Annotated in this window: 15 protein-coding genes; 4 read left to right on the forward strand and 11 right to left on the reverse strand. The window is 63.4% G+C overall.

Annotated elements, in window-relative coordinates; all coding sequences use genetic code 11:
- The first annotated feature begins 14 nt into the window (after positions 1–14).
- A complete protein-coding gene (locus KF886_17645; protein MBX3179182.1) occupies positions 15–4,241 on the forward strand; it encodes a hypothetical protein in 4,227 nt (1,408 codons plus the stop codon).
- Between the two features lie 523 nt (positions 4,242–4,764).
- Here KF886_17645 and KF886_17650 read toward each other — a convergent pair.
- A complete protein-coding gene (locus tag KF886_17650) occupies positions 4,765–5,967 on the reverse strand; it encodes an MFS transporter (protein ID MBX3179183.1) in 1,203 nt (400 codons plus the stop codon).
- A 464-nt stretch (positions 5,968–6,431) separates the two neighbouring features.
- On the opposite strand from KF886_17650, the gene KF886_17655 reads away from it, so the two are divergent.
- A complete protein-coding gene (locus KF886_17655; protein MBX3179184.1) occupies positions 6,432–7,916 on the forward strand; it encodes a carboxypeptidase regulatory-like domain-containing protein in 1,485 nt (494 codons plus the stop codon).
- 251 nt (positions 7,917–8,167) lie between these two features.
- On the opposite strand, the gene KF886_17660 is transcribed toward KF886_17655, so the two are convergent.
- The 7 genes from KF886_17660 to KF886_17690 all read right to left on the reverse strand — a co-directional run bounded on the left by KF886_17660 (position 8,168) and on the right by KF886_17690 (position 17,507).
- The gene (locus KF886_17660; protein ID MBX3179185.1) at positions 8,168–9,436 is read right to left on the reverse strand and encodes an alpha-L-fucosidase; all 1,269 of its coding nucleotides are present in this window, start codon (positions 9,434–9,436) and stop codon (positions 8,168–8,170) included.
- Positions 9,437–9,528: 92 nt separating this feature from the next.
- Positions 9,529–9,666, reverse strand: coding sequence for an entericidin A/B family lipoprotein (locus KF886_17665; protein MBX3179186.1), 138 nt, complete (start codon positions 9,664–9,666; stop codon positions 9,529–9,531).
- Between the two features lie 381 nt (positions 9,667–10,047).
- Positions 10,048–13,032, reverse strand: coding sequence for a hypothetical protein (locus KF886_17670; GenBank protein ID MBX3179187.1), 2,985 nt, complete (start codon positions 13,030–13,032; stop codon positions 10,048–10,050).
- Between the two features lie 162 nt (positions 13,033–13,194).
- Positions 13,195–13,527: a hypothetical protein gene (locus KF886_17675; protein ID MBX3179188.1), complete on the reverse strand. Its 333-nt coding sequence runs from the start codon at positions 13,525–13,527 to the stop codon at positions 13,195–13,197.
- A 520-nt stretch (positions 13,528–14,047) separates the two neighbouring features.
- Positions 14,048–15,019: a 6-phosphofructokinase gene (gene pfkA, locus KF886_17680; protein MBX3179189.1), complete on the reverse strand. Its 972-nt coding sequence runs from the start codon at positions 15,017–15,019 to the stop codon at positions 14,048–14,050.
- Positions 15,016–16,896: a hypothetical protein gene (locus tag KF886_17685; protein MBX3179190.1), complete on the reverse strand. Its 1,881-nt coding sequence runs from the start codon at positions 16,894–16,896 to the stop codon at positions 15,016–15,018. Before KF886_17685 ends, pfkA begins: the two co-directional genes overlap by 4 nt.
- Positions 16,893–17,507 (reverse strand): MBL fold metallo-hydrolase, encoded by a 615-nt coding sequence (locus KF886_17690; protein ID MBX3179191.1) that lies wholly within the window; start codon positions 17,505–17,507, stop codon positions 16,893–16,895. The genes KF886_17685 and KF886_17690 overlap by 4 nt, the downstream gene beginning before the upstream one ends.
- Positions 17,508–18,675: 1,168 nt before the next feature.
- On the opposite strand from KF886_17690, the gene KF886_17695 reads away from it, so the two are divergent.
- A complete protein-coding gene (locus tag KF886_17695) occupies positions 18,676–20,949 on the forward strand; it encodes a DUF4962 domain-containing protein (GenBank protein ID MBX3179192.1) in 2,274 nt (757 codons plus the stop codon).
- 69 nt (positions 20,950–21,018) lie between these two features.
- Here KF886_17695 and KF886_17700 read toward each other — a convergent pair whose 3' ends face one another.
- Positions 21,019–22,413 carry a DUF1573 domain-containing protein gene (locus tag KF886_17700; protein ID MBX3179193.1) on the reverse strand — a complete coding sequence of 465 codons (1,395 nt, stop codon included), beginning with the start codon at positions 22,411–22,413 and terminating at the stop codon, positions 21,019–21,021.
- Between the two features lie 166 nt (positions 22,414–22,579).
- The gene (locus tag KF886_17705; GenBank protein MBX3179194.1) at positions 22,580–23,581 is read right to left on the reverse strand and encodes a hypothetical protein; all 1,002 of its coding nucleotides are present in this window, start codon (positions 23,579–23,581) and stop codon (positions 22,580–22,582) included.
- 1,217 nt (positions 23,582–24,798) lie between these two features.
- Here KF886_17705 and KF886_17710 point away from each other — a divergent pair.
- Complete coding sequence (locus KF886_17710) at positions 24,799–25,389, forward strand: hypothetical protein (GenBank protein ID MBX3179195.1); 591 nt, start codon at positions 24,799–24,801, stop codon at positions 25,387–25,389.
- Positions 25,390–25,499: 110 nt separating this feature from the next.
- Here the strand turns inward: KF886_17710 and KF886_17715 are convergent, their stop codons facing one another.
- Positions 25,500–26,006, reverse strand: coding sequence for a hypothetical protein (locus KF886_17715; GenBank protein MBX3179196.1), 507 nt, complete (start codon positions 26,004–26,006; stop codon positions 25,500–25,502).
- Positions 26,007–26,421 lie beyond the last annotated feature (415 nt).

The raw sequence follows: 26,421 nt of genomic DNA on the forward strand, positions 1-26,421 counted from the left end.
AGGAAGAAATTACTATGTTATTCTTGCGTCCAGCAGTGTATTTGTTTGTTCCGGCCGCCCTGTTGATTTCAGCGCCGGCGCCGGCGTTGGCGAAGGGCGCGGCAGCCGCGACGGTCACCGTCACGACGGAATCCGATGTTGCCGACGGCGATACCAGTTCAGTGGACGCGCTGCTGGGCAACAGCGGGCCCGATGGCGAGATATCCCTCCGCGAGGCGATAGAAGCCGCGAACGCGACCGGCGATGTCCTCATCCAGTTCAGCGGCGTCAGCGAAATTCGCGTGACCGCTGCTTTGCCCGGCATTGTGGGCCCGCTCACCCTGGATGGGGGCTCCGGAATCCTGATCGAAAACGGATCGGGCAATTCCGCGTTGGACGGCATCCGGATCACGGGGAGCTTCAACACGGTCCGGGGGCTGGTAATTCGGGGATTCCGCAACGGAATCCTGATTACCGGCGAGGGCGCCACCAACAATTTTGTGGATCGCTGCCGCATCGGCGCCGGCTCGCCGGGCGACGGCGGTAACACGAACGGCATCGCCCTTGAGGCGTTGGCCTCGGTCAACACGATCGGGTCGAACCTCTTTCAGGGGGGCAACGTTATCGCCGGCAACACCGGAGACGGGATTGTACTCCGGAATTCCAGCGGCAACAGCATCCAGAACAACTTTATCGGCACCAGCTCGAGTTTTGTTGCCGATATCGGGAATGGCGGCGCCGGTATCCGGCTTGAAGGCGCCTCGGAAAGCAATGTCCTCGGCAGTCCAGGCGGCTTTGGCAATACCGTCTGGTACAACGGGGCCGGTATCGTTCTGGACGGTGGCGGCGCGCGCCATAACGCGATTCGAAACAATTCCCTGTCGGAGAACGGGGGCCCCGGCATCGCGCTTCTGAATGGCGCGCAGCAGGGTATACTCCCGCCGGTGCTGGATCCGGTTTTCCCCGACGCGCCTGTCACCGGAACCGCCGCGCCCAATGGCGTTGTCGAAGTTTTTCAGACGCTCGACGGCGAGGAGGGCTATTTCGTGCTGGCGACCGCCACGGCGGACGGCGATGGGCTGTTCTCCACCGGATCGCCGCTCTTTCTGAGCAGCGCCGCAACCATCACCGCGACTGTGACGGACCCGGACCTCAACACCTCCGCTTTTTCGAGCGGGGTGCTCGCGCCCATAACCTTCACCGGCGACGCGGATCAGCTCGCGCCGCTCTTCCACCAATTTGACGCCAACCAGGACGGGCGATTCACCGAATCCGAGTTCACCGCCGCAACCGGCCGGGACGCGACCGCGTTCGCGTCGGCAGACGCGAATAGCGACGGTTTTGTTGGGTTCCTTGAGCTGCTCGATCTTTCCGAAAGCGAGGCCGGCTACACGGCCGTGCAGGTCACCACGCTCAGCGACGTCGCCGACGCGCCCTCCACCGCGACGGTGCAGGATCTGCTTGCCGACCCCGGCGCGGACGGCGCCATTTCGCTCCGTGAAGCGCTGCTCGCCGCCAGCGCGCAGTCGCGCGTACGGATTGGATTCGATCCCAGCGGCACGATCCGCCCGGATAGCGCGCTTCCGCCGCTTCCGCAAGGGAGTTTCCGTGTGAATATCCGCGGCGGGGGGCGTATCACGATCGACGGGTCGAATCTCGCGGAGACGGAGAGCGGGCTAACCCTTTCCGGTTCGAGCATCCTGGTGGAAGGTCTTACGATTGTCGGTTTCCCCGGCGCCGGCGTGCACATAACCGGCAGCGGCGCGAATGGGAACACACTGCTCGGCAATCGCCTCGGCAACACGGGATCCTCGGCCTTCGGCAATGCCGTTGCCGGGGTCTGGATTAATGGGAACGCCTCCGGAAACGCGGTCGGGGCGGGGATCGCGGGCGTGTACAACACGATCTCCGGCAACACTCAGGGTATCCTGATCGAGGGCGCGTCGACCTCGGGCAACATTATCGCAGGCAACTACATCGGCCTGGACAGTAACGGCTTGACCGCGCTTCCCAATTCTGGCGGCGGCATACTGATCGACAACGGGGCAAGCTTCAATTTTGTTGCGGGTTTTGGCGTGACCGGCGGAGACAACCTGATCGCCGGCAACGGGAACGGGAGCGCGGGCGGGGGCGTCCACGTCACGGGGGGCGCCCGATCGACGTTCATCCTGGGCAATCACATCGGCCTTAACGCCGAGGGGAACCCCGTTGCGAACAACCCGCACGGGGTGCTGGTGGATGGCGGCGCCACCGACACATCGATTGGCATTTTCGTCTTTTCCGAGTTCCAGAAGGGCGTAATTGACGGGCGCCTGGGCTTGCGCGCCGCCATGAAGGGCGTATCGCCGCCGCAATTGCCGTTCCCCAACACAATCTCCGGCAACGTGGCGGACGGAATTCATGTCGAAGGTGAAGCCACTGTGCGCACGCTTATTTCCGGCAATTCCATCCATGACAACGGCGGCGCCGCGATCGCGTTGTTGAACGGCGCCAACGGCGGAATACTCCCGCCCTCCATCGCGAGCGTCAGCGGAGGCCAGCTTATTGGAACCGCGATCCCCAATGGCGCTGTGGAAGTGTATACGGATGACAGCGACGAAGCCCGGGATTTCCTGGGCGTGGCGTCCGCCGATCCGGCGGGCGGGTGGGTTTTTGACATTCCCGCCACGGGCCTGCGCGCGAATCTCACGGCGCTTCAGATCGACATTGGAACGGACCTCCGATCTTCGGCGCTCAGCGCGCCCGTGCCCGCTCCGGCTGGCGGCGAGGGCGAAGGCGAGGGTGAAGGCGAAGGCGAAGGCGAATGTGACGACCCCGAGCTGGATTCGGATGGCGACGGCTTGACCGATTGCGAAGAACTGGCGCTTGGGACTGATCCGCATTCGCCGGATACCGACGGGGATGGCTTGCCCGATGCCTACGAGGTAATGTTCGGGCTGGATCCGTTGAACCCCGCGGATGCGCTCATCGACACCGACCTGGACGGCATCAACAACCTGCGCGAGTTCCTGAACGGCACCGATCCCACGGATCCCAACGATCCGGGCGCCGCGTTCTTCGTTTCCGCCGCCGGCCTCGATCAGCCGGGGCGCGGCAGCGCATCGCAGCCTTTCCTGACCATCGGCTTCGCGATCAGCCAGGTATCCAGCCTGGGGTTGAGCAACGCGTCGATAGTACTCGAATCGGCCATCTATACCGGCGAAATCGAGCTCCCGCCCGGGGTGACGCTGCGCGGCCGCGAAGGCGCGGAAGCCATCATCGACGGCAACGTATTCGGCGCGGAAGGCGCGGGATTGGAGAACCTCACGATCCGGTCGGTGTCCGGCGGGGAGGTCCTGCTGCACGTAGATGATGTGAAGATGGAAATCCGCCAGGTACGTTTTGTCGGGTTGGCCCGCAAGCGCGACGCGACCGGCATTCTGGCGGAGGGAAGCCGCGCCCGTGAAACCCTGATCGCGGAGTGCGACTTCATAGACCTGCGCATCGGGATCGACATCAAGGATGGCGTGCCGGTGATCCGGCGCAATGTGTTCGATAATCCCTCGGAAGCGGGCATCTACCTGCGATCCTCCGCGCAGGTAATGGACCGTCCCCTGAGCGACGCGGAGGACGCGGAGAGCGGCTTCAACACGTTCGCGATCTTCCCCCTCCCGGAAGACGACAAGGGCGACAACGACCCGGTGGCTGTAATCAATGAGACCGATGTCGACGTGATGATGCAGAACAACGACTGGGGCACGGAAGATCCCGCCGAAATCGATGCGCTTATCGACGGCCCGGGCCAATTCGAGCCCTTCCTGGCGCGGGGTTCCGCCATTCTGGCGGGCAGCGTCTTTTGCACCATCTGGGATGGCATCGATCAGAAGCGCCTCCTCGAAGTCTCGGTGGACCTGAATGTCAGCTCCTTCAAGTCCGTCACCAACAACACCGACGGGGTGTATGCCTTCCCCACGGTGCTTCCGGACGCCTATACCATCGTCTGCCGGACCAACGGGTACGTGGACGCCTCGCAATCAGTCAATGTCGGACCAGGCGAGATCAAGTCGGTGGTCATCCCGATGCGCGCAACCGCCGGTGGCGAGGGCGAAGGGGAAGGTGAGGGCGAAGGGGAGGGCGAAGGCGAAAAGCCCGCGGGTACGCCCGCGATTTGCGGGCCTGGCAGTGGCGCGGGCGGTGGCGGGTTCGCGGGCGACCTCCTGCTCGTGCTGGCCATCATTGCGGCCCTCGCCGGGGCCAGCCGGGGCCAGCGCGCCCGGGCATAGTCTATTTCCGCCACGCCGCGGCGCCCAACTCGGCCGCTGCGGCGCTCTTTCTTGGCTCATCCGGTTTGAGCGTACGGGACTATTCACAGGCGTTTCTCCGTGCCCGAATTATCCGGAACCGTCAATGTATGCCGGTAAGAGCCTCTGTTGGCGAGATCGTTTCCTCTGGTCTTTCGGCCCGAAGGGCCAGTGCAGCTCCCAGCCCTGGGCAACGCCCAGGGAACACTGCGCTGCCCTTTCAGGGCGTACAAGAAACCCGCCGCTCAAACCCCGGGCGTTGCCCGGGGCTGAAAACTCCGTTGGCCCTTCGGGCCGAAAGAGTGCGTTCGCATTCAGTTCTGCTGCCGAATATACCGTCTGCGCTGCAGACACGATCCAAGGGATCTCGTATCCGCTCACAGCATCGCCGCCCGGAAATGAGAACCGAGCAACCTACTCCTATTTGCCGTTCTCGTTGCCGACGTACCTTCAATCTGGATGAGCCTCTTTTTTTCCCGGCGGGCGGAGTCTTTCCGCCGCCGCGTCAGGACTTATTCAGCAGTCCCCGCGTCAGCGCCAGTAGGACGAGCGCGGCCAGGGCGATCGCGAAGGAGGCCATCAGGACCTGCTGTAACGCGCCGTCCCGGCCCAGGTGCGCGAGCCCCCACAACACCCCGGAAAAGGCCATCCGCCCGGCCAGGCTTTCCAGGGAGAGAAAGGTTGCCCGGTGTTCCCGCGCGATAAGCGGCGCCACCGCCGCGTTGCGCGGCGCCGTCATGATCGCGCGCGGGCAACTGCGCAATAGAATGAGCGCCACGATAAGGGGATGGGTGAAGAAGGCCATGGTGCCGATGATCAAGGTCTGAAGTCCCGTGCCCGCGAGGAGGGTGGGCCCGAGCCCGATCCGATCGCGCAAGCGAATGCTCCGCGCCGCGACCTGCCCCGCGATGAGCATGGTGGCGAGGGTGATCACGCCCGAGAGCGCCGGCGCGGATCCCGACCCCGCCCTGGTCTCCCGCAGGAGGCTGTCCAGGTAGGGCTGGTAGAATTCGTAGGGCAGGTGGTTCAGCACCACCATCAACACGGCGTATCCGGAAAGCCAGCTCAGCGCGGGCTGGCGCAACTCGCGCAGCGCCCGCCCGATCTGCTTGAGAAACCCGGCGGGACTCAAGATCGCCCGCGCGCCCGGGCTCTCCGGCTCCAGCATCCGCCAGACGATCGCCAGGGACGCCAGCGCCCCCGCCAGCGAGAGGGCATAGGCAATGCGCAGGTCCAGGGCGGCGCCGAGCCCGCCCGCGAGCGCCGCTATCCCGCTCAACCGGAACGACCACCCCGCGACGAGCGCTTCCCGCTCGCCATATTCCGCTTTTCGGTTCAGCGCCGCCAGGGTGTCGTAGTGCAGCGCCGTGTCCGTTCCCGAGTTAAAGGCGATGCCTCCCGCGAGAAGTATCTGCGCGGCGGCGAAGAACAGGAAGGTATCGCTGAACAGAAACAGCGCGTGGGCGGCGGCGGTGGAGAGGGCCGCGATGATGAGCGTGACCCGCCGCCCCACCGCGTCCGAGAAATAGCCGGAAGGGACTTCCAGCAGCACGACGGCGAAATAGTAGATGGCCTCCAGGCGCAGAACATCGGCCAGCGTGAAGTGGGATTGAAAGAAGAGGAAGAACACCGGGAGCCAGAAATGGGCGGCAAAGAGCGCGGCGTAGGCCGGGTACAGGCTCAGGTTGCGATCCAGCGAGCGTGGCATGCCGAAACACGTGCTCCTTCCAGCGCCACCATAGCACATGGAAAAAGCGCGGGTCACCAAAGGGCGCCTCCCACTGCGAAGCGGGCGCCGGATCCGTGCGGCCAAAGCGCTACTGATTCGCGAAAGGGCTTGCACAATTGCCGCGCCCGCCGTACGGCCCGCCTTGGCAAGTGCGGCGGCCAGCCGCCTCTTTTCTCGCCCCGCCGGGGCTCTGTTTTTCGGCGCGGGCAGCCCGGGGTGCGTTCGTTCGCGCGGCCGCGCGATCTTCCTTCCCCCATCCGCCGGCGCGGGCTGTCTCAGGCGGGAATGCCGAGTCCCCGGGGTTGCCATGGTGGCGGTTGCGTGTTATGCTCGCCCTGGTGGCTGGCGGACTGGGCGCCGGCCTTACAGCGGCAAGAGCGTTTCACGGGCGCGGTTCCCGAGTCGGGGCGGGGCGCCGTGGGAGCGGCCTTACGGAGGGACGTATGGACGCCACTATTTCCTGGCGATTCGGGTTGATTGCGCTGGCGTTGGGCGTGTGTGGCGGAGGCTTGGCGCAACCGGCGAACCACTATTTCAGCGGCGCGGTGTTGGATGCGCAGGGGAATCCGATAGCGGGGGCGGTGGTGACGCTGGGGACGCCGCCGGTGCTTTTCGAGCGGGAGGCGAACCGTCTGACGCAAAGCGGCGAAGACGGACGGTTCCGGATAGGGGTTCCGTATGCGGGGGACGCGACGCTGGCCTTCTGGCACCCGGACTACATCAGCGCGACGCTCCGGGCGGACACGGGAGCGAAGGCCGATGTCGCGCTGCGGCGGGGCGAGGTGCTGGAGGGCGCGGTTACGGCGCCGGCGTCCGTGAAGGGGCGCATCGTGGTGTCGGTGCTTTCGCGGGGAGACGGGTTTCGCGATTATACGCGCGCGGACGCGGACGGGCGCTTTCGGTTTGGCAATCTGGCGTCGGGCCCGTGCGCGGTGGAGGCGCGGGCGGAGTCTCGCGATGGGACGATCCGACTGGCGGCGTGGACGTCGGCGACGGTGCGCACGGGCGGCGGGGGCGGCACGCTCGATATCTCGCTGCCGGGCGGCGCGTCGGCGATTGCGGGATCGCTCGCGGACGCAACGGGTTTTCCGGTGATGGGCGAGGCCACGCTGTACATGAACAGCGAGGCGGGCAGCTTCATCGCGACAGGCCGCTGCGGCGCGACGGGGGAGTTTTTGATCTCGGGGGCGCCGTCCGGCGAGGGCGTACTCGTGCTTTCCGCCCGGGACCGTGGCAGCCTGGTGCGGGAGGTGTCCCTGGACGGCGGCGAGCTGCGTCTCGATCCGGTGATTCTTGGTAATGGCCTTCCGCTGCGGTGTTCGTTCCTGAACACGCCGGCGGGGACCCGCGCGATTCACGTGCTGGTGATGCCCGGTAAGGTCGCGCGGCCCGACGGTGGCATCGCGAGCGTACGCGCGCTGCTGGATTCACCGGCGGTTTGGACCGGGGCGCTTCGCGGCAAGAGCGAGAAACTGGATGTGCTACAGCCGGGGGAGTACACGCTGCTGGCGTATCCGCTGGACTCCAGCACGCGGGATCTTTCGGTTTTCGAGCGCGCGGAGCTGATGCAGAATGCCCCAGTGTACATGAACACGTTTACGGTGGCGGCGCACAGTACGGGGGCGACGGTTGCGGCGGCGTTTCCGGCTGACCAGCGCCCCATGATGGAGGCCGCGCGTGCTCCGATGCACCCGATTATCGGCCGCTGGGCCTACACCCACGAGGGCAGCGTCTGGACACGGATCTTCACGGCGGACGGGCGCTGCATCCTGACCGAGGGTCCCGCGACGCACTGGACGCACCCCTATGTCATTCTGGGGGAGAACCGGGTGGCGGTGCTGGTGGACGAGAAGCGGCGGATTCACGTGATCCGGGATGACGGGAAACTGGATATCGAGGGGCAGTTCGTCGCCACGAAGGCGCCGTAGGCGGCTCGAGCTCGAGCCCGGGTGGTAGCTCGCTTTGACGCGGAATGTCCGCGATCCTTGCGCCTGCGGCGCGGTGGACAGCCGGGACGGCTATCCTACATTTGCGCCTTGCAGCGCTGAACACAGGCGAGACGCCTGTGCCACTTTCTTTTTGAGGTGGTTTTGGTGGGGGGCGGCGGGCCTGTTGAAGGTGGGCTCACGTTGCCGCGGAATGTCCGCGATCCTTTGCGGCGGATTCACGAGATCCGGGACTACTCCAGGTTTACGCGCACGGCGACGACCGGGCTTTCGGGCCAGTCGGCGGGCAGGGTTATGGCGTTGGTTTGCGCCGCGACGGCGAGTTCTTCTCCCGTGGCGAGGACTGAGGCGCTCTTGATCGACTGATCGAGGCCGATCAGGGAGACGGTGTCGCCGGGGCGGGATTCGAGGAGGAGGTAGATCGCGTCGCCCTTGCGCGTGAGCTTGCCGGCGGAGGCCTCGACGCCGTGTACGCGGCGGGTCCCGTAGATGGCTTCGCCGTTGACGTCGAGCCAGGCGCCGATGTCGCGCAGGCGTTCCGCGAGGTGATCCGGGATTGTGCCGTCGGGTTTCGGACCGACGTTCAGCAGGAGGTTGCCGCCGCGGCTGACCACGTCGGCGAGGGTGCGGATGAGTTCCGCGCTGCTCTTGGGTTCGCCGTCGTCCTGGCGGTAGCCCCAGGAGGTTCCGATGGTGAGGCAGGCCTCCCACGGGCGAATATCCTTGTCTTCGGTGTCGGTTTTCTTGCCGATTTCGGACATCTGCTCGCGCGTGTAGAAGTCGGCGAGGGGCGTAACGCCGCGCTCGCCCTTACCGAGCCGGTCGTTAACGAGCGCGTGGGGCTGAAGGGTGTGAATCATGCGCACGAGATCCTCCGCGCGCCAGGTTTCCGCCGGGTGATCCCATTCGCCGTCAAACCAGAGGCCGTCGATGGGTCCATAGTTCGTGCAGAGTTCGCGCACCTGGCCGAAGAGGAACTCGTCGACGTATTTCGGGAGATCCGCCTGGAAAACGGGGTGATACCAGTCGAGTGTGGAGTAGTAAAACGAAATCTTCACGCCGTTCGCGCGGGCCGCGTCGACCAGTTCCCGCACGAGGTCGCGCTTTGCGGCGCGATCCATGCTGTCGTAGTCGGTGAGGGCGCTGTCGAACATGGAGAAGCCCTCGTGGTGCTTGCTGGTGAAGGTGAGGTAGCGCGCGCCGGCCTCGCGTACCAATTTCATCCAGGCGTCCGCGTCGAATTTGTCGGGATTAAACCGATCGGCGTACGGGGCGTATTCGGCGGCGGGTATGCCTTCGTTTTCCATGGCCCAGGAGACATAGGGGCCCTTGTCGTTCTTGCCGTGCAGCGCGTAGAGTCCCCAGTGGACGAAGATACCGAACTTGGCGTCCTGGAACCAGGCGCTGTCGGGCCGGGGCGGCATGGGATCGGCCTGCGCAACGGCGGCGGGCGCGAGGAATATGAACGCGGGGAGGAAGGCGATGCGAAGCCAGGCGAACATGGGCGGGTACTCCTGAATGGGCTGCGGAAAACAGCGCGGGCTCCCGAAGCCGAGGCCGGGAGCCCGCGAGAATGTCGAATTCGAGCGGGCCCCTACTGGGCCGCCTTTTCTATAGCCTCGCCGCCCTTCTTGATGTCTTTCCCGACGCCGCGCACGGTGTTGCAACCGGTCACGGAGAGGACCACGAGCACGGCAAGCGTGGCGAGTACAGCGCGATTTATCAGCTTCATGGCAAGCATCCTTCTAACACGTCTCGGCGCGCCGTCCAGCCATCGCGGCGCCCGGGTATCGTACTGCGCCGGCGCGCCGGGGTGCAAGGCGGCGGCGGAAGTTGTGCCGGCAGGGATGCCGGCGCTCCATCGGGCTCGCTTTTCTTGTTGCGAGCTTCTGTTCGGTCGTGCGCGCGCGTCCATAAAGCGTGGCGGACGGCGCCCGTTGCGAGATTGGGCGATGCGCGGCATGCAGGTCGCGGATAGGAAGGGTTCTCGTGCATGCCGGCAGGGATGCCAGCGCTCCATCGGGCTCGCTTTTCTTGATGCAGGCGGCTGTTCGGTCGTGCGCGCGCGCCGATACGCGGCGTATTGATCACGATGCGGCCACGTCTGGCGGGCCTATTCCGCCGGCGGCGCCTCGTTCGCCTGGATGAAGGCGAAGAGATCGCGCAGGTCCTGGTCGGACATGCCGGTGAGGATGCCTTCGGGCATGACGGAGAGGGCCATGGGCTCCATGGATTTCACCTTTTCGAGGGGCACGGTCATTTCGTTGCCCGCGGAATCCACGAGCATCATTTCCGTATCGGTCTTGCGGAGGAGGAACCCGGTGATGACCCGCTCCGTCTCGCCGAGGCCGTCGTCCTCGCCGAGGATGGTGAAGGTGGCGCCGGTGTATTCGGGCAGCACGGAGCGGCTGGGGTCGATCACGTTGGTGACGAAGTCCCAGAGGTCCTTGCGGTTGAGGCCGGTGATTTCCGGGCCGACCTGGCGGCCGAAGCCGTGGTGCACGTGGCATTTGCCGCAGTTCTCCGCGTAGATCGGGATGCCGCGACGCGCGTCGCCCGGGCCGTTTTTCACGGTCGCCCAGACCGCGTTCACCTGCGCCATTTTCTCGTCGGGGCTGGTTCGGATGGCGCCCCAGTATTTCTGTACGAGGCGGTCGATCTCGGGATCGTTGAGCGCGGCGAGGTTCATGAGGAGCACGCGGTCGACATCGCTGGCGGGGACCTGGCCCGCATCCACGGCCTTCAGCAGGGCGGTGGCCCAGGGCTTGCGCGACACGAGCGCGCTGGCGATCCGGCCCTTGAGGTCGCCCGCTTCCGGGAGCGCCGCGAGCAGGGCGGCGCCCACGTCGGCGTCGCCAAAGCGCTGGAGCGCGCCGAGGGCGTCCGCGCGGAGATCGGGGCTGTTCTGGAAGAGATCGAGCAGCACCGGTTTCGCCGGGGCGTGGGTCTCTTCGCCGAGGAGGGTGATGAGGGCCTTCCGCTGCGCGGCGGGGACCTCGGGATCGGCGATCATCGCCGTCGCCTTCTCGTACACCTCGGTATTGCCCAGGCGCGCCGCGATGATCAGGAGCTGCGTGTTATTCGGGTCATTTTCGAGGAGGCGGGCGAGCTCCGCATTGAGCGCGGCGGGGACAGTTGCGTTTGTGCCGGACCCGAGGCCCTTCGCAATGCCGGCGAGCAACTGCTGGCGCTGCGCGGGGGATTGCATGGCCGCGAGCACCGCCGCGCAGGCATTGAAGTCTTCGTCGCGCCGGTCCTGCGTGAAGCGCTGGCCGAGGCGGGCGACGATGGTCTGATCGAAGATCGCGCTGCTTGCCTGGACGGCGTCGTTCACCCACGCGACGGCTGTGGCGCGGTCCCGGCGGATCTGGGCTTCGACGGCCCACCAAAGGAGCATGGGGATATGGGTATCGTCCACATCCTTCCCCGAGCGGAGCATGGCGAGGACGACGGCGAGGCCCTCTTCGGCATTCAGGCGGCCGGCCGTGCTTGCGAGCTGGCTGCGCACCTGGGGATCCTCCTCCACGAGGCCGAGCGCGACAAGTTTCCGGGCGATCAGATCGTTCGTGGCGCCGTCGTTGCCGATGATGCGCACCGTCCACTCGCGGACGGCGGGGTTCGGGTGATCGAGCGCGCGGGCGGCGAAATCCGGCGTGAAGCCGCCGGACGCGTTGATGGCCCAGAGCATCCAGAGGGAGCGCGCCTCGACGCGGTTCGGCTCCCAGAAGATGGCTTCGAGCGCGGGGATTGCGCTGGCGTCCTTCCGGTCGTACAGCACGCGGAGTGCGGTCTCCCGGTACCACTTGTTCGGGTGGTTGAGCGCGTTGATCAGGTCTTCGGTGGACGCCGCACCGAGATCGAAAGGGCGGTAGGGCGTGTTCTCACCCCAGGTCACGCGGTAGATGCGGCCCGTTTCGCGCAGGATGCGGTCGGTCTCCGCCGAAACGCTCCAGGTGATGTTGGTGTCGTGCCAGTCGGCGATGTAGAGGGCGCCGTCGGGCCCCTGGGCCATGTCGACGGGCCGGAAGTGCTGATCCTCGGTCTGGAGTATTTGGGCGGTTTCGTGCGCGGCGTAGGTCGAGCCTTTGGGCTTGAGTTCGGCGGTGCTGATGCAGCGTTTCAGGGCGCGCGCGGTGAAGAGGTTGTCCTGGAATTGCGCGGGGAAGTTTGGCGCGTGGTAGGAGACCATGCCCTGCGAGAGCTTGGCGCGGGTGCTGTGGTCCTCCATGCCCTCGAACCAGCCGTAAGCGTAGGGGTTGGTGAGTTCGCCGTGCTTGCCCCAGCTTTTCCAGTAGTAGCCGCCCTGGACGTTGTGAAAGCCGATGAGCCCGCCGTTGCTGCCGGTGAACATGCGGCCCTCGGCGTCCATGGCGATGCCGAAGTTGTTGTGGCCGCCCTCGGCGAAGAGTTCGAAGCGGCGGTCCTCGGTGTTGTAGCGCCAGAGGTTCTGGCCCTTGAAGTGGAGGCCTTCCTCGTCGATGCCGGGGCGCGTGACGGTGGCGGTGGTGGTGGAACCCTGGTAGCCGTAGAGCCAGCCGTCGGGCCCCCAGGTGAGGCTGCTGGCGACGGCGTGGAGATCTTCGAGGCCGAAACCGGCGAGGTGTACTTCCGGATCGCCATCGGGTACGTCGTCGCGATCCGCGTCCGGGTAGAAGAGCAGGTAGGGCGGGTTCATCACCCAGACGCCGCCGCGGCCGGGCAGGGCGGAGGTTGTGACGCTGAGTCCCTCCACGAAGACTTTCATGTGGTCGAAGGTCCCGTCGCCGTCGGTGTCTTCGTGGATGGTGATGCGGTCTTTGCCCCGGACGTGGTTGGGCGGGGCGGCTGGGGGGAAGTTCTCGTACTGGATGCGCCAGTATTCGTCGTGGCCGATGACCGTGAGTCCCTCGGGAAAGGGGAATTGGAGGTACTGCGTGATCCAGAGGCGTCCGCGCTCGTCGAAATTCACGTCGAGCGGCTGGCGCACGTCGGGCTCGCGGAGCACGGTCTCGAGTTGGAAGCCCTCGGCGATGGTGAAGTCGATGTCCTGGCCGACCTGGGCGGGGGCGTGGAGCGCGGTAAGAAGGACGATCAGGCACGGAAACAAACGGGTGGGCACGTTGGATTCTCCTGCGATTGCGGCTGCCGCCGGCGCCACCGGCGGGTGAGTCCGTTATTGTGGCGGATTCGCGGGGGACTATCAAGGCGGGGGTGCGGGAGGCGGCGGAGGGACGCGGCAGATGCGGGGTCGCGCGCCAAGCCAACGCAACCGTTGGCCCCGTCACTCCAGTTGCGACCAGCCCTTGTTCGAGTCACCGATCTGGAGGAGGCCATATAAGATGGCAACGCCCGCCAATCCTCCGATAATCGGGCCGATTCCCACACCGATGTATAGGTTGATGACCGCAGCTACGGCAGCGGTTACACAAAAGCCCCAGAATCCCCATTTCTTCCAGCGAAACAGGGCAATGGCGAAAATCACATTGCAGAGAGCGAAGAACGTCAGTATCGTCGCGCCATAGAGTCCGTACGTGAAAGCGGTGGCTGAATTGGCAACTATCACGAATGCCAGCCATGCCGTGAGACAACCGTGCCTGCCCTTTTCTTCCGCCACAATAAGTTCCTTCTCCCTGGTCCGAATCAATCGGTCCCAACAAACCCCACTGGAGCACTTCGGATGCACGATGCCTCCAGAATTATGTCCCAATTGTCAAGGGGCTCTAACTGGCTGCAAACCACTTTAAGTCTTCCAAGGGCAGGATAGCGAGACTCACCACGACTGTCAATAACAGGTAACGGAGCGGTACACCCACCGGCTGGTGCTACGCGCAACAGCCAGGCGTGTGGCGCACTTGCCAGCCGGAGGCAGTCCCCCGGGTGCGGGTACAGCCTTTTATGACGCTTCGCGTCACCCGTTAAGGTTGAAAATGGACGGCAGCTTCGCCGCCTGGCAGGCGGGGACGCCTGCGCTCCCAGCCTTTGCCGCTTCTTTGGGAGAGATACTGTATTCTGGTTTGTGTGTGGCGGTTGTGGTGAAGCTGAGGCGTGTTTTTTCGGAGCAGATTTCAGAGCAGCCAGAGGCAGTCCCCTGTGGATCGCATCGTGCATTTGCCAGGCGGAGCCGGCCCCCCTGATCAGGTTGCGAGGAGGCGTGCGACGCGGAGGAGGTCTTGATCAAATTCGGTGCGGTGTTCCCAGGCCTCGCTGAGGGGGCAGAGGATCATTTTGAGGTGGCTGATGCCGACCATTTTGCCGGTTTCGCCTTCGAGCAGGGCTTCGACGGCGCGGACGCCCATGCGGCTGGCGAGGACGCGGTCGAAGGCGGTGGGGCTGCCGCCGCGCTGGAGGTGCCCGATGATGGTGACGCGGGACTGCTTGAATTCGGAGACTTTTTCGACCTCGTTGGCGATGGTGATGGCGTTGCCGGCGTCATCGCCCTCGGCGACGACGACGACCATGGAGGTTTTTCCGTTGTCGCGGCCGTAGCGGAGCATGTCGACGAGCGCGGGGATGTCGGTTGGCTCTTCGGGCACGAGCACCTCCTCGGCGCCACCCGCCATGCCGGCGATGATGGAGATGTAGCCGCTGTGGCGTCCCATCATTTCGACGAAGAAGATGCGATCATGCGAGGCGGCGGTGTCGCGCACGCGATCGAGGGCGTCCATGGCGGTGTTGATGGCGGTGTCGAATCCGATGGTGTAGTCGGTGCCGCCGATGTCGTTGTCGATGGTGCCGGGGAGGCCGATGCAGGGGATGCCGTGTTCCTGGTGCAGGAGGTGGGCGCCCCGGTAGGAGCCGTCGCCGCCGATGACGACGAGGCCCTCGATGCCCTGCTCCCGGAGCTGCGCGGCGGCGCGGGCGCGTCCCTCGGGCTGCATGAATTCCTTGCAGCGGGCGGAGTGCAGGATGGTGCCGCCGCGGTTGATGATGCCGCTGACGGAGCGGGCTCCCAGCGGCTCGAACTGGCCCTCGATCATGCCGTGGTAGCCCCGGTGAATGCCGGTGACCTCCAGGCCGTGGTGGATTCCGGCCCGCACGACCGCGCGGATGGCGGCATTCATTCCCGGCGAGTCCCCGCCGCTCGTCAACACCCCGATGCGTTTCATTTCTTCTTCCCCTTCGCGTTTGCGGTTGGCTTTGGTTCTTCCTGCTTTTCCGGCTCGGGCAGGGCCATCTGGTCGCTGAGCGGGCCGGCCTTCACTGCGTGTTCCAGCCCCCGCGCGCGCCATTCGGCCAGGGCGGCGACGGCGTCCGCCTCGGCCTTGGCGCCGGCCGCGAGGAGCCATTCTACCTCGTCCATGAGGCGCCGCACTTCTCCGACGAGCCAGTCGCCCCGGGCGCGCGCCTGCGGGGTGGCGGTGGCGCCGGTGAGGTAGGCGCTGACGAACTCGTCGCAGCGGGCGAGGGTGTCCTGGATGGGCTCGATGAAGGTGGCGCCGCGGGCTCCTTCGAGGCGGCAGAGCGTCCGGGTGAGGCGGGCGAGCTCGGCCATGGCTCCGACGGCGGCGGGCCTGGGGATGCGCCCGGCGTGCCAGCGATCCTCGATATCGGGGAAGCCCCGCAGGAGCGCGAAGAAGTGTACGCGGCTGGTTTCGCCGTCGGGCGCATCGCCCGCCGCGGCGAGGGTTTCGCGCTGCGCTTCGGTCCAGGCGGGTGCGAGGTCGCGGCGCGCGAGAATCGCCCGGACGGTGGATTTGGTCTCGGCGACGAGCGCGGCTTCGAGCAGCGGCCCGCCAGCGCCCGTCAGGAATTGAATGGAGGCGCCGGCGGTTCCGGCCCAGCGCTCGCCATCGGGATCGCCGAACGTCCGCGGGTTGCCCCAGGCGTCCCGCAGGGTGAAGGGGGCGCTTTCGCTCCAGGGGAGGGCAATTTCGGTGTCGCCGCCGGTGCTCCATAGGGCCATGGTCCACGCGGGGCCGCGCGCGAAGAGGCGCGCGCGGGCGGCGCCGGGCTGCGGGAGGATGGCGGCGAAACCGGCGGGTGGAATGGCATGGGCGAGGGTGTTTGCGTAGCCGATCCCGGATTGCAGCGCGCCATCGGCCACGAACAAGCGGGCGGGGATGCCGATCCGGACCGCGCCGCGCGCCCGGGCCTCGAAACAGGCGGGCAGCAGCCCCGCGGGGTCCTCCCCGGCGTGGAGGTACTCCAGCGTGGCGGCTTCGATGCCCCGAACCTGAAACGCGATGCGGATCAGGGCGAGCGCGTCGGGGCCGGCGGCGTCGCCGCGAAGGACGAGGTGCTCGGCGTCGCGGACATCCACGGCGGCGAGTACGGCGTCCAGGTCGGCGGCGTCGCCAATGGCGAGCATGACGGGGAGGCTGCACGGCAGCGCCTGTAGCGCTTCGATGGCGGCGGGGAGCGCGGGTGCGTTTTCCGGCGTGGCGGCGAGTTCCCAGCGTGCGATGGCGCCGCAACCCAGTTCGCCCAGGCGGGCCCCGGTGCGCGCGGCGTTTTCGACATCGTCGAGGACCACGAGGGCCTGCATGCCGAGCGCGGCCAGGCCGGTGAAGAGGACCTCCGGTTCGGGGTGGCTTGCGGGCACGCGCACCCGATCGATGGCGGCGGCGCGCAGCGCGAGGAGGGTATCGCGGCTGATTTCGTCGCCCCAGGCATAGACGGGATGGGGTTCCGCCCCGGCGGGCCGATCGATCCGGTACACCGCCGCTTGCCGCTCTTCGATCGCGGCGCCATCGCCCACGCGGACCGTAACCCGCCATTCTCCTCGGATCTCGGGGAGGTTCTTCACGGCGCACCAGCGGTCGATACCGGGTCCGAGACTGACTTCCGGGAAGACCTGGCGCACGGCATCGCCCTCCGCGCCGGGCTCAAGGATCACCTCGACATTCGCCACGGTCGCGGCGTCGCTCCGGATCTCGACGATAAAGGGATCATCGACGTAGCTGTAGGCAAGGGGCTGATCCGGCGAAACGGTGATTTCCACCGCCGCCAGGAGCAGCGCCAGTGCCGCGGCCGCGCCGGTCACAGGCCCCTCAGAAAGGGGTTCGTGGCGCGCTCGCGCCCGATGGTCGTGGTGGGGCCGTGACCGCAGTAGACGACGGTGTCGTCGGGCAGGGGCCAGAGCTTTGTCTTGATGGAGTCTAGCAGCTGTTCGAAACTGCCGCCGGGCAGGTCGGTGCGCCCGATGGAGCCGCTGAAGAGGACGTCGCCGCCGATCACAAAGCCATCGCCGACGAGGACGACGTGTCCCGGCGCGTGGCCGGGCGTGTGCAGCACCTTCATCTCGACCCCGCCGACTTTGATGATGTCACCCTCCTCAATGAAGCGATCGGGATCCGGCGAGGGCGGGCAGGCGACGCCAAACATCATGCCCTGTTGCTCCAGGGATTGCAGGAGCGGGAGGTCGTCGCGGTGGCAGACGAGGGGCGCGCCGGTGGCGGCGACCATGCCGGCGTTTCCGCCGGCGTGATCGATGTGGCAGTGCGTGTTGAAGATCATGGTGACCGTATCATCCGCGACGGAGGCCTTGAGTTCCGCGGTGGCTTCGCCGGGATCGATGACGATGGCCTCGCCGCCGTCCTTGATCACGTAGCAGTTCATGGCGAAGGGGGTCATCTCGAAGGACAGAATTTCCAAACGTAACTCCTTGTAGTGCGGTCCGGCGCGGCCGGGCGTCCCCCAGTATACCCGAAATCGGGGCGCCGCCGCCGGGTTGTGGCGGGCGAATTCAATGGCTTGTGTTTATCTGTCCGGTGATCGCGTATGGCGCGGGACCGCGTTTTGGGGGTAACGGATGAGTGGGCCACGATTGGACACGAATTCACACAGGGCAGCCTCTGGCCGCAACCGAAGAAGGGATCACCACGAAGGTCACGAAGGTCACGAAGAAAAGAAGTCTTTGAAGGGGAGTTCTCCATGCCAAGGTGTAAGGAGGCGACGCGAGGTCTATGCGCGCGGCGGATTGGATTGGGAGCCACAAAGAGCACAGAGAACACAAAAGATTTGTTTGGACCGCGAGTGGACTCCGCGCAGCGTTTGGCCGCGATTTGGAATTTTGACCACGGATTACACTGATTGCACGGATAGAGATGGAATTCGATGAGTTCCAACCGCGATTGGTCACGAGTGAAGAAATGATGTAATTCTTTAGCGGAATGAAGCTGGCTTGATACCTCGACGACACAATCCCGCGCAGCAACGGAAGTGTGGACGAATGGGAGCGCGGGCGGCCCGCCCGCACCGCGCCGAAGGCGCGAATCTAAACAGTGGTAGTCCGGGTCCAATCGTCTCCCCGATCAAGTGTGCCCAAATCGCAAATACGCCATGCACCTCCGGTGCATTGCAGGCGGGGACGCCTGCGCTCCCAGCCTTGCGAGCTCTCGTCGTAGGATCGCGGCATGACAAGAATGGGCTGGCGCTACTTCAGACCGCTAAAGTGTTACGAAATGATTTATTCGTCGTGGGATTCCAAGGCTGAATTCCTGGCTTCCATGGGCCGTTCGAAGGCGCCGCTCGCGCTGAGTCAGCCTGGAAGGCCAGGCCACGATGGCGAGCGCTGAAGGATTGCGGCGATTGTGGATCCGCGACGGGCATCGGGGCTGATCACCGTCAGGCAGGGTCGAAGATGCGCCGTGCGGGATCCCCAACCTCCTGGCGGAAATGGCGGGGTGATGGGACTTTCGAATGCCGCCGCCGGGTTGTGGAACGCGGTCGCGGTTGTGTAGGGTGGCGGGATATATTGCCGCGTTGCGGTAGACCAGGCGGGGGCTGATTCCGCCTGGCGAACCGAGAAGGAACCCCTCCGATGACCACGCTTCCCCTGCTTTTGACCCTCGCGCAGCTTGCCACGGCGGGCGCGCTGCAACTGGATGAATCGCCCGCGGGCCCACAGGACTGGGGCTTCCGCCCGGCGCACGAATCCACGGTGCGGACGACGCCGCCGGCCCTGGTGTGGCGTCCGGTGGAGGGCGCGGCCTATTACGCCGTCGAAATCGCGCGGGACGAGGCATTCACGGCGCAGAAGCGTTTGTATCCGGCGGTGCGCTGGTCTTCGTTTGCGCCCGACATGGCGCTGGAGCCGGGGGTTTGGTTCTGGCGTTACGCCGCGGCGGACGCGGACGGCGCGCAGAGCGCCTGGAGCCGGACGCGGCGCTTTGAGGTGGCGGCGGACGCCCGGCCCTACCCGAAACCGGCTATCGGGGAGCTGGCGGGGCGTATTCCGGCGTCGCACCCGAAGCTTTTTCTGCGGCCGGAGGAGATCCCCGCGTTTCAGGAGGCCGCGCAGGGCCGCCAGGCCGCGCAGTGGGCGGACCTGGTGAAGAGTGCGGACGGGCTGCTGAAGTCCCCGCCGGACACGACCGAGCCGCCGAAGTATCCCGAGGGTACGGTGCACAAGAGCGACGCCTGGAAAAAGATCTGGTGGGGCAACAGGCGGCGCGCCATCGCGGTGGCGGATGGGGCGGCGACGCTGGCCTTTGTGTACCGGCTCACGGGCGAGGAGAAGTATGGCGACGCGGCGAAGGATCTCATGATGGCCTTTGCGGCGTGGGACCCGCGCGGTGCGACGAGCTACAAGTACAACGACGAGGCGGCGATGCCGCTGCTGTACTTCCCGGCGCGCGCGTATACGTGGGCGCATGATCGCTTCAGCCCGGCGGAGCGCAAGAAGATCGTGGAGGTCATGCGGGTTCGCGCGGCGGAGTGCTTTAACCACCTGAACGGGCGTCAGCACCTCTGGCGGCCCTACGCGAGCCACTCCAACCGCGCGTGGCACTTCCTCGGCGAGGTGGCGATCGCGTTCCACGGTGAGATTCCCGAGGCGGAGACCTGGCTGGACTACGCGATGACGATCTTCTACACATGCTACCCGGTGTGGGGCGGCGAGGATGGCGGCTGGCACGAGGGACTCGCGTACTGGTCGAGCTATATGGGCCGGTTCATGTACTGGGTGTTCGCCTCGCAGGCGGCCTTCGGCATCGACCCCTTCGAGAAGCCGTTTTTCGCGTCCACGGGCTACTACGCGATGTATTCGCTGCCGCCGGGCACGAAGGAGGGGGCGTGGGGCGACCAGGCGCAGGGCGCCTCCTCCAGGAGCATTGCCAGCCTGATGCGCACCTTCGCGGCGGGCGCGGGTAACCCGCACTGGAAGTGGTACGCGGAGACGCAGGGGGCCGGCGCGCCGGGCGGCTACATGGGCTTCATCCAGTCCTACCGGGGCGGTGACATCGCGGCGGCGGCGCCGGCCGATCTGCCCTCGTCGCGCGCTTTCCCGGCGGCGGGCCTGGCCGTGCTGAATTCGGACCTGATGGACGGCGAGAACAACGTCCAGATCCAGCTGAAGAGCAGCCCCTTCGGCCGCCAGAGCCACGGCTACAACGCGAACAACGCCTTCCTGCTGCACCTGGGCGGGGAGCGCGTTTTCCGGAAGAGCGGGAAGCGCGACGTCCACGGAAGCCCGCACCACACGAAGTGGATGTGGGAGACGAAGTCGGACAACGCGATCCTCGTGAACGGGAAGGGCCAGCCGCCGCATTCCGCCGCCGCGCGCGGACATATTGCGCATTTCCAGACCTCGAAGACCCTCGATGTCGTTGTGGGCGAGGCCGGCGCTTCCTACGAATCGCTCGACCGCTGGACGCGCCGGATCTTCTTCCTGAAGCCGCACGCCGCCGTGATCCACGACGTGCTGGAGGCGCGGGAGCCGTCGGACTACCAGTGGCTCCTGCACGCCACGGGATCGTTCACGATCGACGAGGGCGGCGTGTTCTGGGAAGGCGAACAGGGCAGCGTCGACGTGGAATTCATCCACCCGCCGAAGCTCGCCATTTCCCAGACGAAGGAATACGACACCCCGCCGCATGAGTGGGCCAATTTCGACCTCGACGAGGTGCACCTGACCGCCGCGACCACCAAAAAGGCCGCGCGCCAGGAGTTCATCACGCTGATGACCTTCGACGACGCCCCGGTGGAGTTCAAGCACGAGCGCAAGCAGGACCAGACGACACTCGCCATCGCCCTGCCCGACCGTATCGTCGCCCTCCAACTGAGCCCGGATCGCTTCGAGGTGCGCGAGGAGTAGGCGGAGTATTTAGGTCCGTCCGTGTCCGGATGGCCGATTAATCGATTTCGGAACCCTGAGATCAAGAAATCACGGATGGTATAAAACCTTAACTGGAACTGACCTCTCGTCGTCTGTCTTGAACAACAATCCCCCACTTCCTCGCTCGCTTAACGGTACCGTGGGTTTGTAAGTCACTTTGTACTTTTTGGCCTTGGAGTCGCCTGCCAAGATTTCCTCAATATATAGCCCTTCGAGCCCGAATGATTCTATTGACGTTACCTCGACTTCTCCACCTGATCGTCGTCGTATACTCGTTTCTGCAACCAACTTGCTTGATCCTAACAATAATACTGCGGGATTTGCCTGAATATCTCTAACTATCTCCCCATTTATTCCCACTCTTATGGGTTGCTCCCCCGCATTCTTGCTTGTCATGACTTCTAGTATTGCGTCTAAATGACCCTCGACAGATTCCGACTCGACGGTAGCTGTCAAATCTATGACCCAATCCCTCTTCGTTGCCATTGGCAGGCCTGTTCGCGTCGGTTCATTCCTTCCAAAACGCACTTTTATTGTGACTGCTTCCACGGGCACCTCTGAATTCTTTGTCCCGACAGTTCGAACATCAATGATTTGAAAGGATTCATCTGCTGGCGCAAATACCGCAAGATGCCTGGAGATAGTCTGGCCAATGGACATGGGTCCGAAGTTAATCTCTGTCGGATTCGTGATTTGGGGATTGGAAACATGGCCGCTTATGCGCAAATATGAACTGGGACAATCCAAATCGTTTGACGTCACATAAATTGAAGTGAAAAAGTCTCCACGATCATTGCTGAGATCTAGTACGGCTCGAAGTTGGGTCGTTTCACCAGGCTTTACAACCTTGCTGTCTATGCCAGCAGACGTGCATGAACATCCCACCTTTCCTAGCTCAAGGGTCAGACACTCGTTGCCAAGATTGCTAGCATTAAATGCGACTTCCAGTGACTTGCTGGGTTTCACAACTCCAAAGTCGACCGACGCAGTCTCCCAACTCAAACGCGGACCAATTCTTGAGTATTCAATCGCTGGACGCTTCAAGAGCAGAGCCTCGCCGTTCCACATTCGGGATAACTCATCCTGCGCAAGCAGGCGGGCGGTGTCTTCGGGATCGTAAACGTATACCTTACTCGGAATTACATCACTGACCTCCCTAGGGTCACAGGCTACGAAGTGATTTCCGTTCACCCAAAGCACTGCAGTTCCCTTGAATCGTACCAGCTCTTGCCATGTTGTTTCTCGCAACTCAGCATTCGCACCGAATTGTTCTGCTCTTGACTTCAATTCAGCAAAGGAATTCCCCTTGTCGCTTATTGTCATCAATGAAGCAATTTGGCGGAGATCCACTGGATAACCTATACGGCTCAGCGCGACCATAAGTGAACGAGGCCCGCAGAGTTTTTCGTGACTGTCCTGCTCTCCAAGTGATTGTGCATCCATTACGTTTTCTAACGGGTGATCGGCAGAACAAGATGCAAGCTGAAATACTACCCAAATAGCGATACAAATCGCACTGTGGGAAAGCACCACTTTAGGCCGATATTTACTACACCCATGTCGCACTTTTATTCCATCTCCGAGTCTGAATCGACTCATCTTCAAATGCTCAGTTGGCCGCCGAACGTTCCAATTGCAATTCGGGCGTCACATAGTCCGGCATCCGCTCTCCAATCCCGAGTTCCATAACTAGAGGGATTGACGGGTTTCGGTGGTCGATCAGCGTCGTTTGTCGGGCGTACGGGCCATAGGAATGCTCCAAAGCCTGCCGGAGAAGTTCGGCGTTCTCCGATGGCGCGATCGTCTCAAACGTTATCGTCACCGACTCACCTTCTTTCATGGAAGGGGTCCGCCAGCGGCCCCATTCCGGAATGAAGCGGCCCTCTGTGACGCGCGCGCCATGGTTCTCCATGTGCAGGAACGCGATCCCGGCACGTTCATCCTCCGCGCTCTGGTAGAAGGATGCGCTCCTTACCATCCAGTGCTTTTCGGGCTCTATGGTCAAGCGCCACCATCCGATCTGGGAATCTAACAGCCCCCTTCCGCTCCCACGGACATCGAGCGTTCCTTCGCCGACTTCGGAGACCGACTCTACCGCGTCGATGTGGGATGCGAACCCCCTGCCCATGGACCATAGCACCCTTTTCACCGGCTCGGAAAATGCCTGGCTGTCCCCGCTCTGAATGGAAACGATTGCCTGCTGTTTGTCCAGGGGTATGTCGTCTGCTCTCGCTGCGGTACTATTCGGGTCTGCCTTTATTTCCACAATGGTTGCCAGAACTTCCGTTACAAGGGTTGTGGTGCCTACATAGGCCATCCATTCCCTGGCATCGCCAACATGCGCGGGGAATTCCCGGGCTCTGCTCACAACCGCCACATACCCATTTCCCGCAGAGAATTGCCAGGTTCGCTCCAGTTCCGGACTGACTCGTGTTGAAAGTCTTTGATCCGTTCCGGAAACGCTCACGGAACTCGTATAGGCGGAATCAAAGTCGCGAAGTTGCGGGAGAATGTCACTCGGACGGTGGGGCTCACCTGCGCCGGCCTGTAGAGCGACTCCCGCCAGAATTAAGCCTGTCAATTGAACGTGAAACCTTGTCGAATTGCGCATGATTTGTGCCTCCGGATTTCAAACACCAAATCCTCGTTGCCGTTGCCAATTGAAGAGGAGCCTCGTGACAAGATATGGTTCGGTCCAGAACGCTCCATTGCTCGAGCACTTTCACTTCAAGAGAATTCTTTCTCCGCATCCGCAGGGAATTATGGAGAAACAACGCGGGTCTTTATCGCCGCCACCTTAGAATGGACTGCTGAGACCCAGGCGCGTCTCCCCAATAGACCGCATAGATGAGAATGTCGTTGAATTTTGGCGCGCCCCCTCTTTAACCGCAGACCACTCTGCCCAGTTGAGTTTCAACAGTAACATAGCTACCGCCATCGCAGTTCGCTCGTAGACATTTATATTCAATCGCGTAAGCGTTGCACCACAGTGGATCGTTAAAGGATACAACAGCAGGGTCGCATCCAGTAAATGAACCTTCGTACTGAATCTGGTACGTCATTATCTTGGAGGAATCTTGGCGCAAGACGCATGGAACCGGATTGGTTTGCTCTTCCACGGGACATCTGGCGTAGAGTTCGATGTTTAGGAGGCATTTCGTTGCGTCGCACAGCGTTAATGGATTCATGTTCGCATGATCGCATTCAGCTTGAACTTTTTCCGGGTGGATGAGTCCGCCAGAGTCGATACACTCCCCGCATCCGGTTTCGCCTCCTCGAAGGCGCTCTAAGTTGCCAACAGCCTTTTCACTCAATCGGTTTTCCGATGTTGTCAAACCGGTGAATCCTGAAATTGCGATTACAACGAGGGAGATACCATAGCAGAAATGGATTACTATCCGCTTTTTTGTTCCTCTAGGTATATTTGAGAACTCCATAATTTATACCTTTGAAAGTAGTTAAAGATACACACCACGACAGGTTTACTAATCTACAAGCCAGATGTCCAAAATACATGGAATCTGAGGCACATCTCCGTTGCTGGGGATTCATCGCTTCAAGAGGTCAAGTTAGTTCGTCTGCTTGGGGTGAGAAGAGGTATTGAATTTGCCCGTGTGAGAGCAAGCCGACATAGCCACTCACTTATATCACTGTATAGCGCGAGACTTTGTTTCTCGTGTACACTGTGCTGCCGTCCTTTTGAAAGGATAACTTAGATCGACCGTATTGTCAAGATAAATATTCGGCGGAGCCTGCGATGAAACCAGGGTGAATTCCCGATCCGGTTTTTCTGGATTTGCCTGGGCGATACGCGCGATTTGTCCCAAAATGGGATTGGAGGAAACGTGGCGCGGGCTGGAAACTGGGGCGCATTCCGCCGCCGCGCGCGGACATATTGCGCATTTCCAGACCTCGAAGACCCTCGATGTCGTTGTGGGCGAGGCCGGCGCTTCCTACGAATCGCTCGACCGCTGGACGCGCCGGATCTTCTTCCTGAAGCCGCACGCCGCCGTGATCCACGACGTGCTGGAGGCGCGGGAGCCGTCGGACTACCAGTGGCTCCTGCACGCCACGGGATCGTTCACGATCGACGAGGGCGGCGTGTTCTGGGAAGGCGAACAGGGCAGCGTCGACGTGGAATTCATCCACCCGCCGAAGCTCGCCATCTCGCAGACGAAGGAATACGACACGCCGCCGCATGAGTGGGCCAATTTCGACCTCGACGAGGTGCACCTGACCGCCGCGACCACCAAAAAGGCCGCGCGCCAGGAGTTCATCACGCTGATGACCTTCGACGACGCCCCGGTGGAGTTCAAGCACGAGCGCAAGAAGGAACAGACGACACTCGCCATCGCCCTGCCCGACCGTATCGTCGCGCTCCAACTGAGCCCGGACCGCTTCGAGGTGCGCGAGGAGTAGGCGGAGGGGCGGGCGCTGTCCGAATCGGCGCGGGTGTAATGGCCGTTGGTTCAGCGTTGCCGCGCGTCGCGGCGGCGGGCTGACCCCTGCGCATTGCGTTGTTGATTCGCTTAAGGGAATTCTCCGGGCGACCAGAATCCCAAGACGAGATACCCGTATAGGAGTGCGTGTGCCAGTAGCGGCGCGAGAAAGAGCGGGTAACGTGTGCTTTCAAATGCGAATTCCACGGGGTCTTCCCTTGCATCTCGCTCGAGGCGCTTCAGCCGACCGGCTGGGCTCTTCCAAGGGTGCGCGATCGGGGTCTGCGGTTTGGCAATTGTTTTGGCCGAATGCACTGTTGGCCGGCTTTCTTGCAGGTAAGGCCTACAGAATTCGCGAGACAAACCCCAGAAATACACAACCACAAAAATACCGCTGAATACTCCCAGACTATAGAGAAGATATGGAAGGGGGTTTTCCAGATCATAACGAATCGGATACTCGTAGGCGAGGAAAGTATAGAGAACCGCATGCCAGCATGCCGCCCAGAAGAACGCGGGAATGATCGAAAGAAGCGAGAACATAACGTTAAGCGCGATTACACGCCGTACTCGTTGGTTGGTTTCCGGTATAGGCATGGCTATCCAATTCAGCGGCCAACTGTTTCCACACGGTCCTGTCTGACCGAATCGCTGTTCCGGGCGCGAGACTTGCGTGGTTAGTACTTGTGGGATTTCGGTCGAATGCCCGCGTTGAAATTGTGTTGAATCAACCCTACATCAGATTGGCCGGGAGGTCAAGCGAAGAAGCCCGCTCGCGGACCGGCTTTGTTCGTGATTAGGCCGGGAAGCCCGGGGCTCCGGAAGAACGGGCAGGCGCTGTCCGAATGGGGGCGTTCGCTGCGCGGAATGTCCGCGATCCTTTCCGCCTTTGGCGCAGGGGACAGCAGGGACGCCTATCCTACGTTTTTCGCGGACAGGCCGAGGGTGCGTCTTGGCGGGAATGTCTGAGTCCGCCCGCAAAAATAATCCGCCCCCGGGCCGGGGTTGGCGG

The organism is Candidatus Hydrogenedentota bacterium, from assembly GCA_019637335.1.
Taxonomy (GTDB): domain Bacteria; phylum Hydrogenedentota; class Hydrogenedentia; order Hydrogenedentales; family JAEUWI01; genus JAEUWI01.

Coding starts and splice junctions, on each gene's coding strand:
- KF886_17660 (MBX3179185.1), bottom strand. CDS start 9,436: ATGTTCGCCTGGCTTCGCATCGCCTTCCTCCCCGCGTTCATATTCCTC.
- KF886_17655 (MBX3179184.1), top strand. CDS start 6,432: ATGGACGCCACTATTTCCTGGCGATTCGGGTTGATTGCGCTGGCGTTG.
- KF886_17645 (MBX3179182.1), top strand. CDS start 15: ATGTTATTCTTGCGTCCAGCAGTGTATTTGTTTGTTCCGGCCGCCCTG.
- pfkA (MBX3179189.1), bottom strand. CDS start 15,019: ATGAAACGCATCGGGGTGTTGACGAGCGGCGGGGACTCGCCGGGAATG.
- KF886_17695 (MBX3179192.1), top strand. CDS start 18,676: ATGACCACGCTTCCCCTGCTTTTGACCCTCGCGCAGCTTGCCACGGCG.
- KF886_17705 (MBX3179194.1), bottom strand. CDS start 23,581: ATGCGCAATTCGACAAGGTTTCACGTTCAATTGACAGGCTTAATTCTG.
- KF886_17650 (MBX3179183.1), bottom strand. CDS start 5,967: ATGCCACGCTCGCTGGATCGCAACCTGAGCCTGTACCCGGCCTACGCC.
- KF886_17715 (MBX3179196.1), bottom strand. CDS start 26,006: ATGCCTATACCGGAAACCAACCAACGAGTACGGCGTGTAATCGCGCTT.
- KF886_17665 (MBX3179186.1), bottom strand. CDS start 9,666: ATGAAGCTGATAAATCGCGCTGTACTCGCCACGCTTGCCGTGCTCGTG.
- KF886_17710 (MBX3179195.1), top strand. CDS start 24,799: ATGGGATTGGAGGAAACGTGGCGCGGGCTGGAAACTGGGGCGCATTCC.
- KF886_17700 (MBX3179193.1), bottom strand. CDS start 22,413: ATGGATGCACAATCACTTGGAGAGCAGGACAGTCACGAAAAACTCTGC.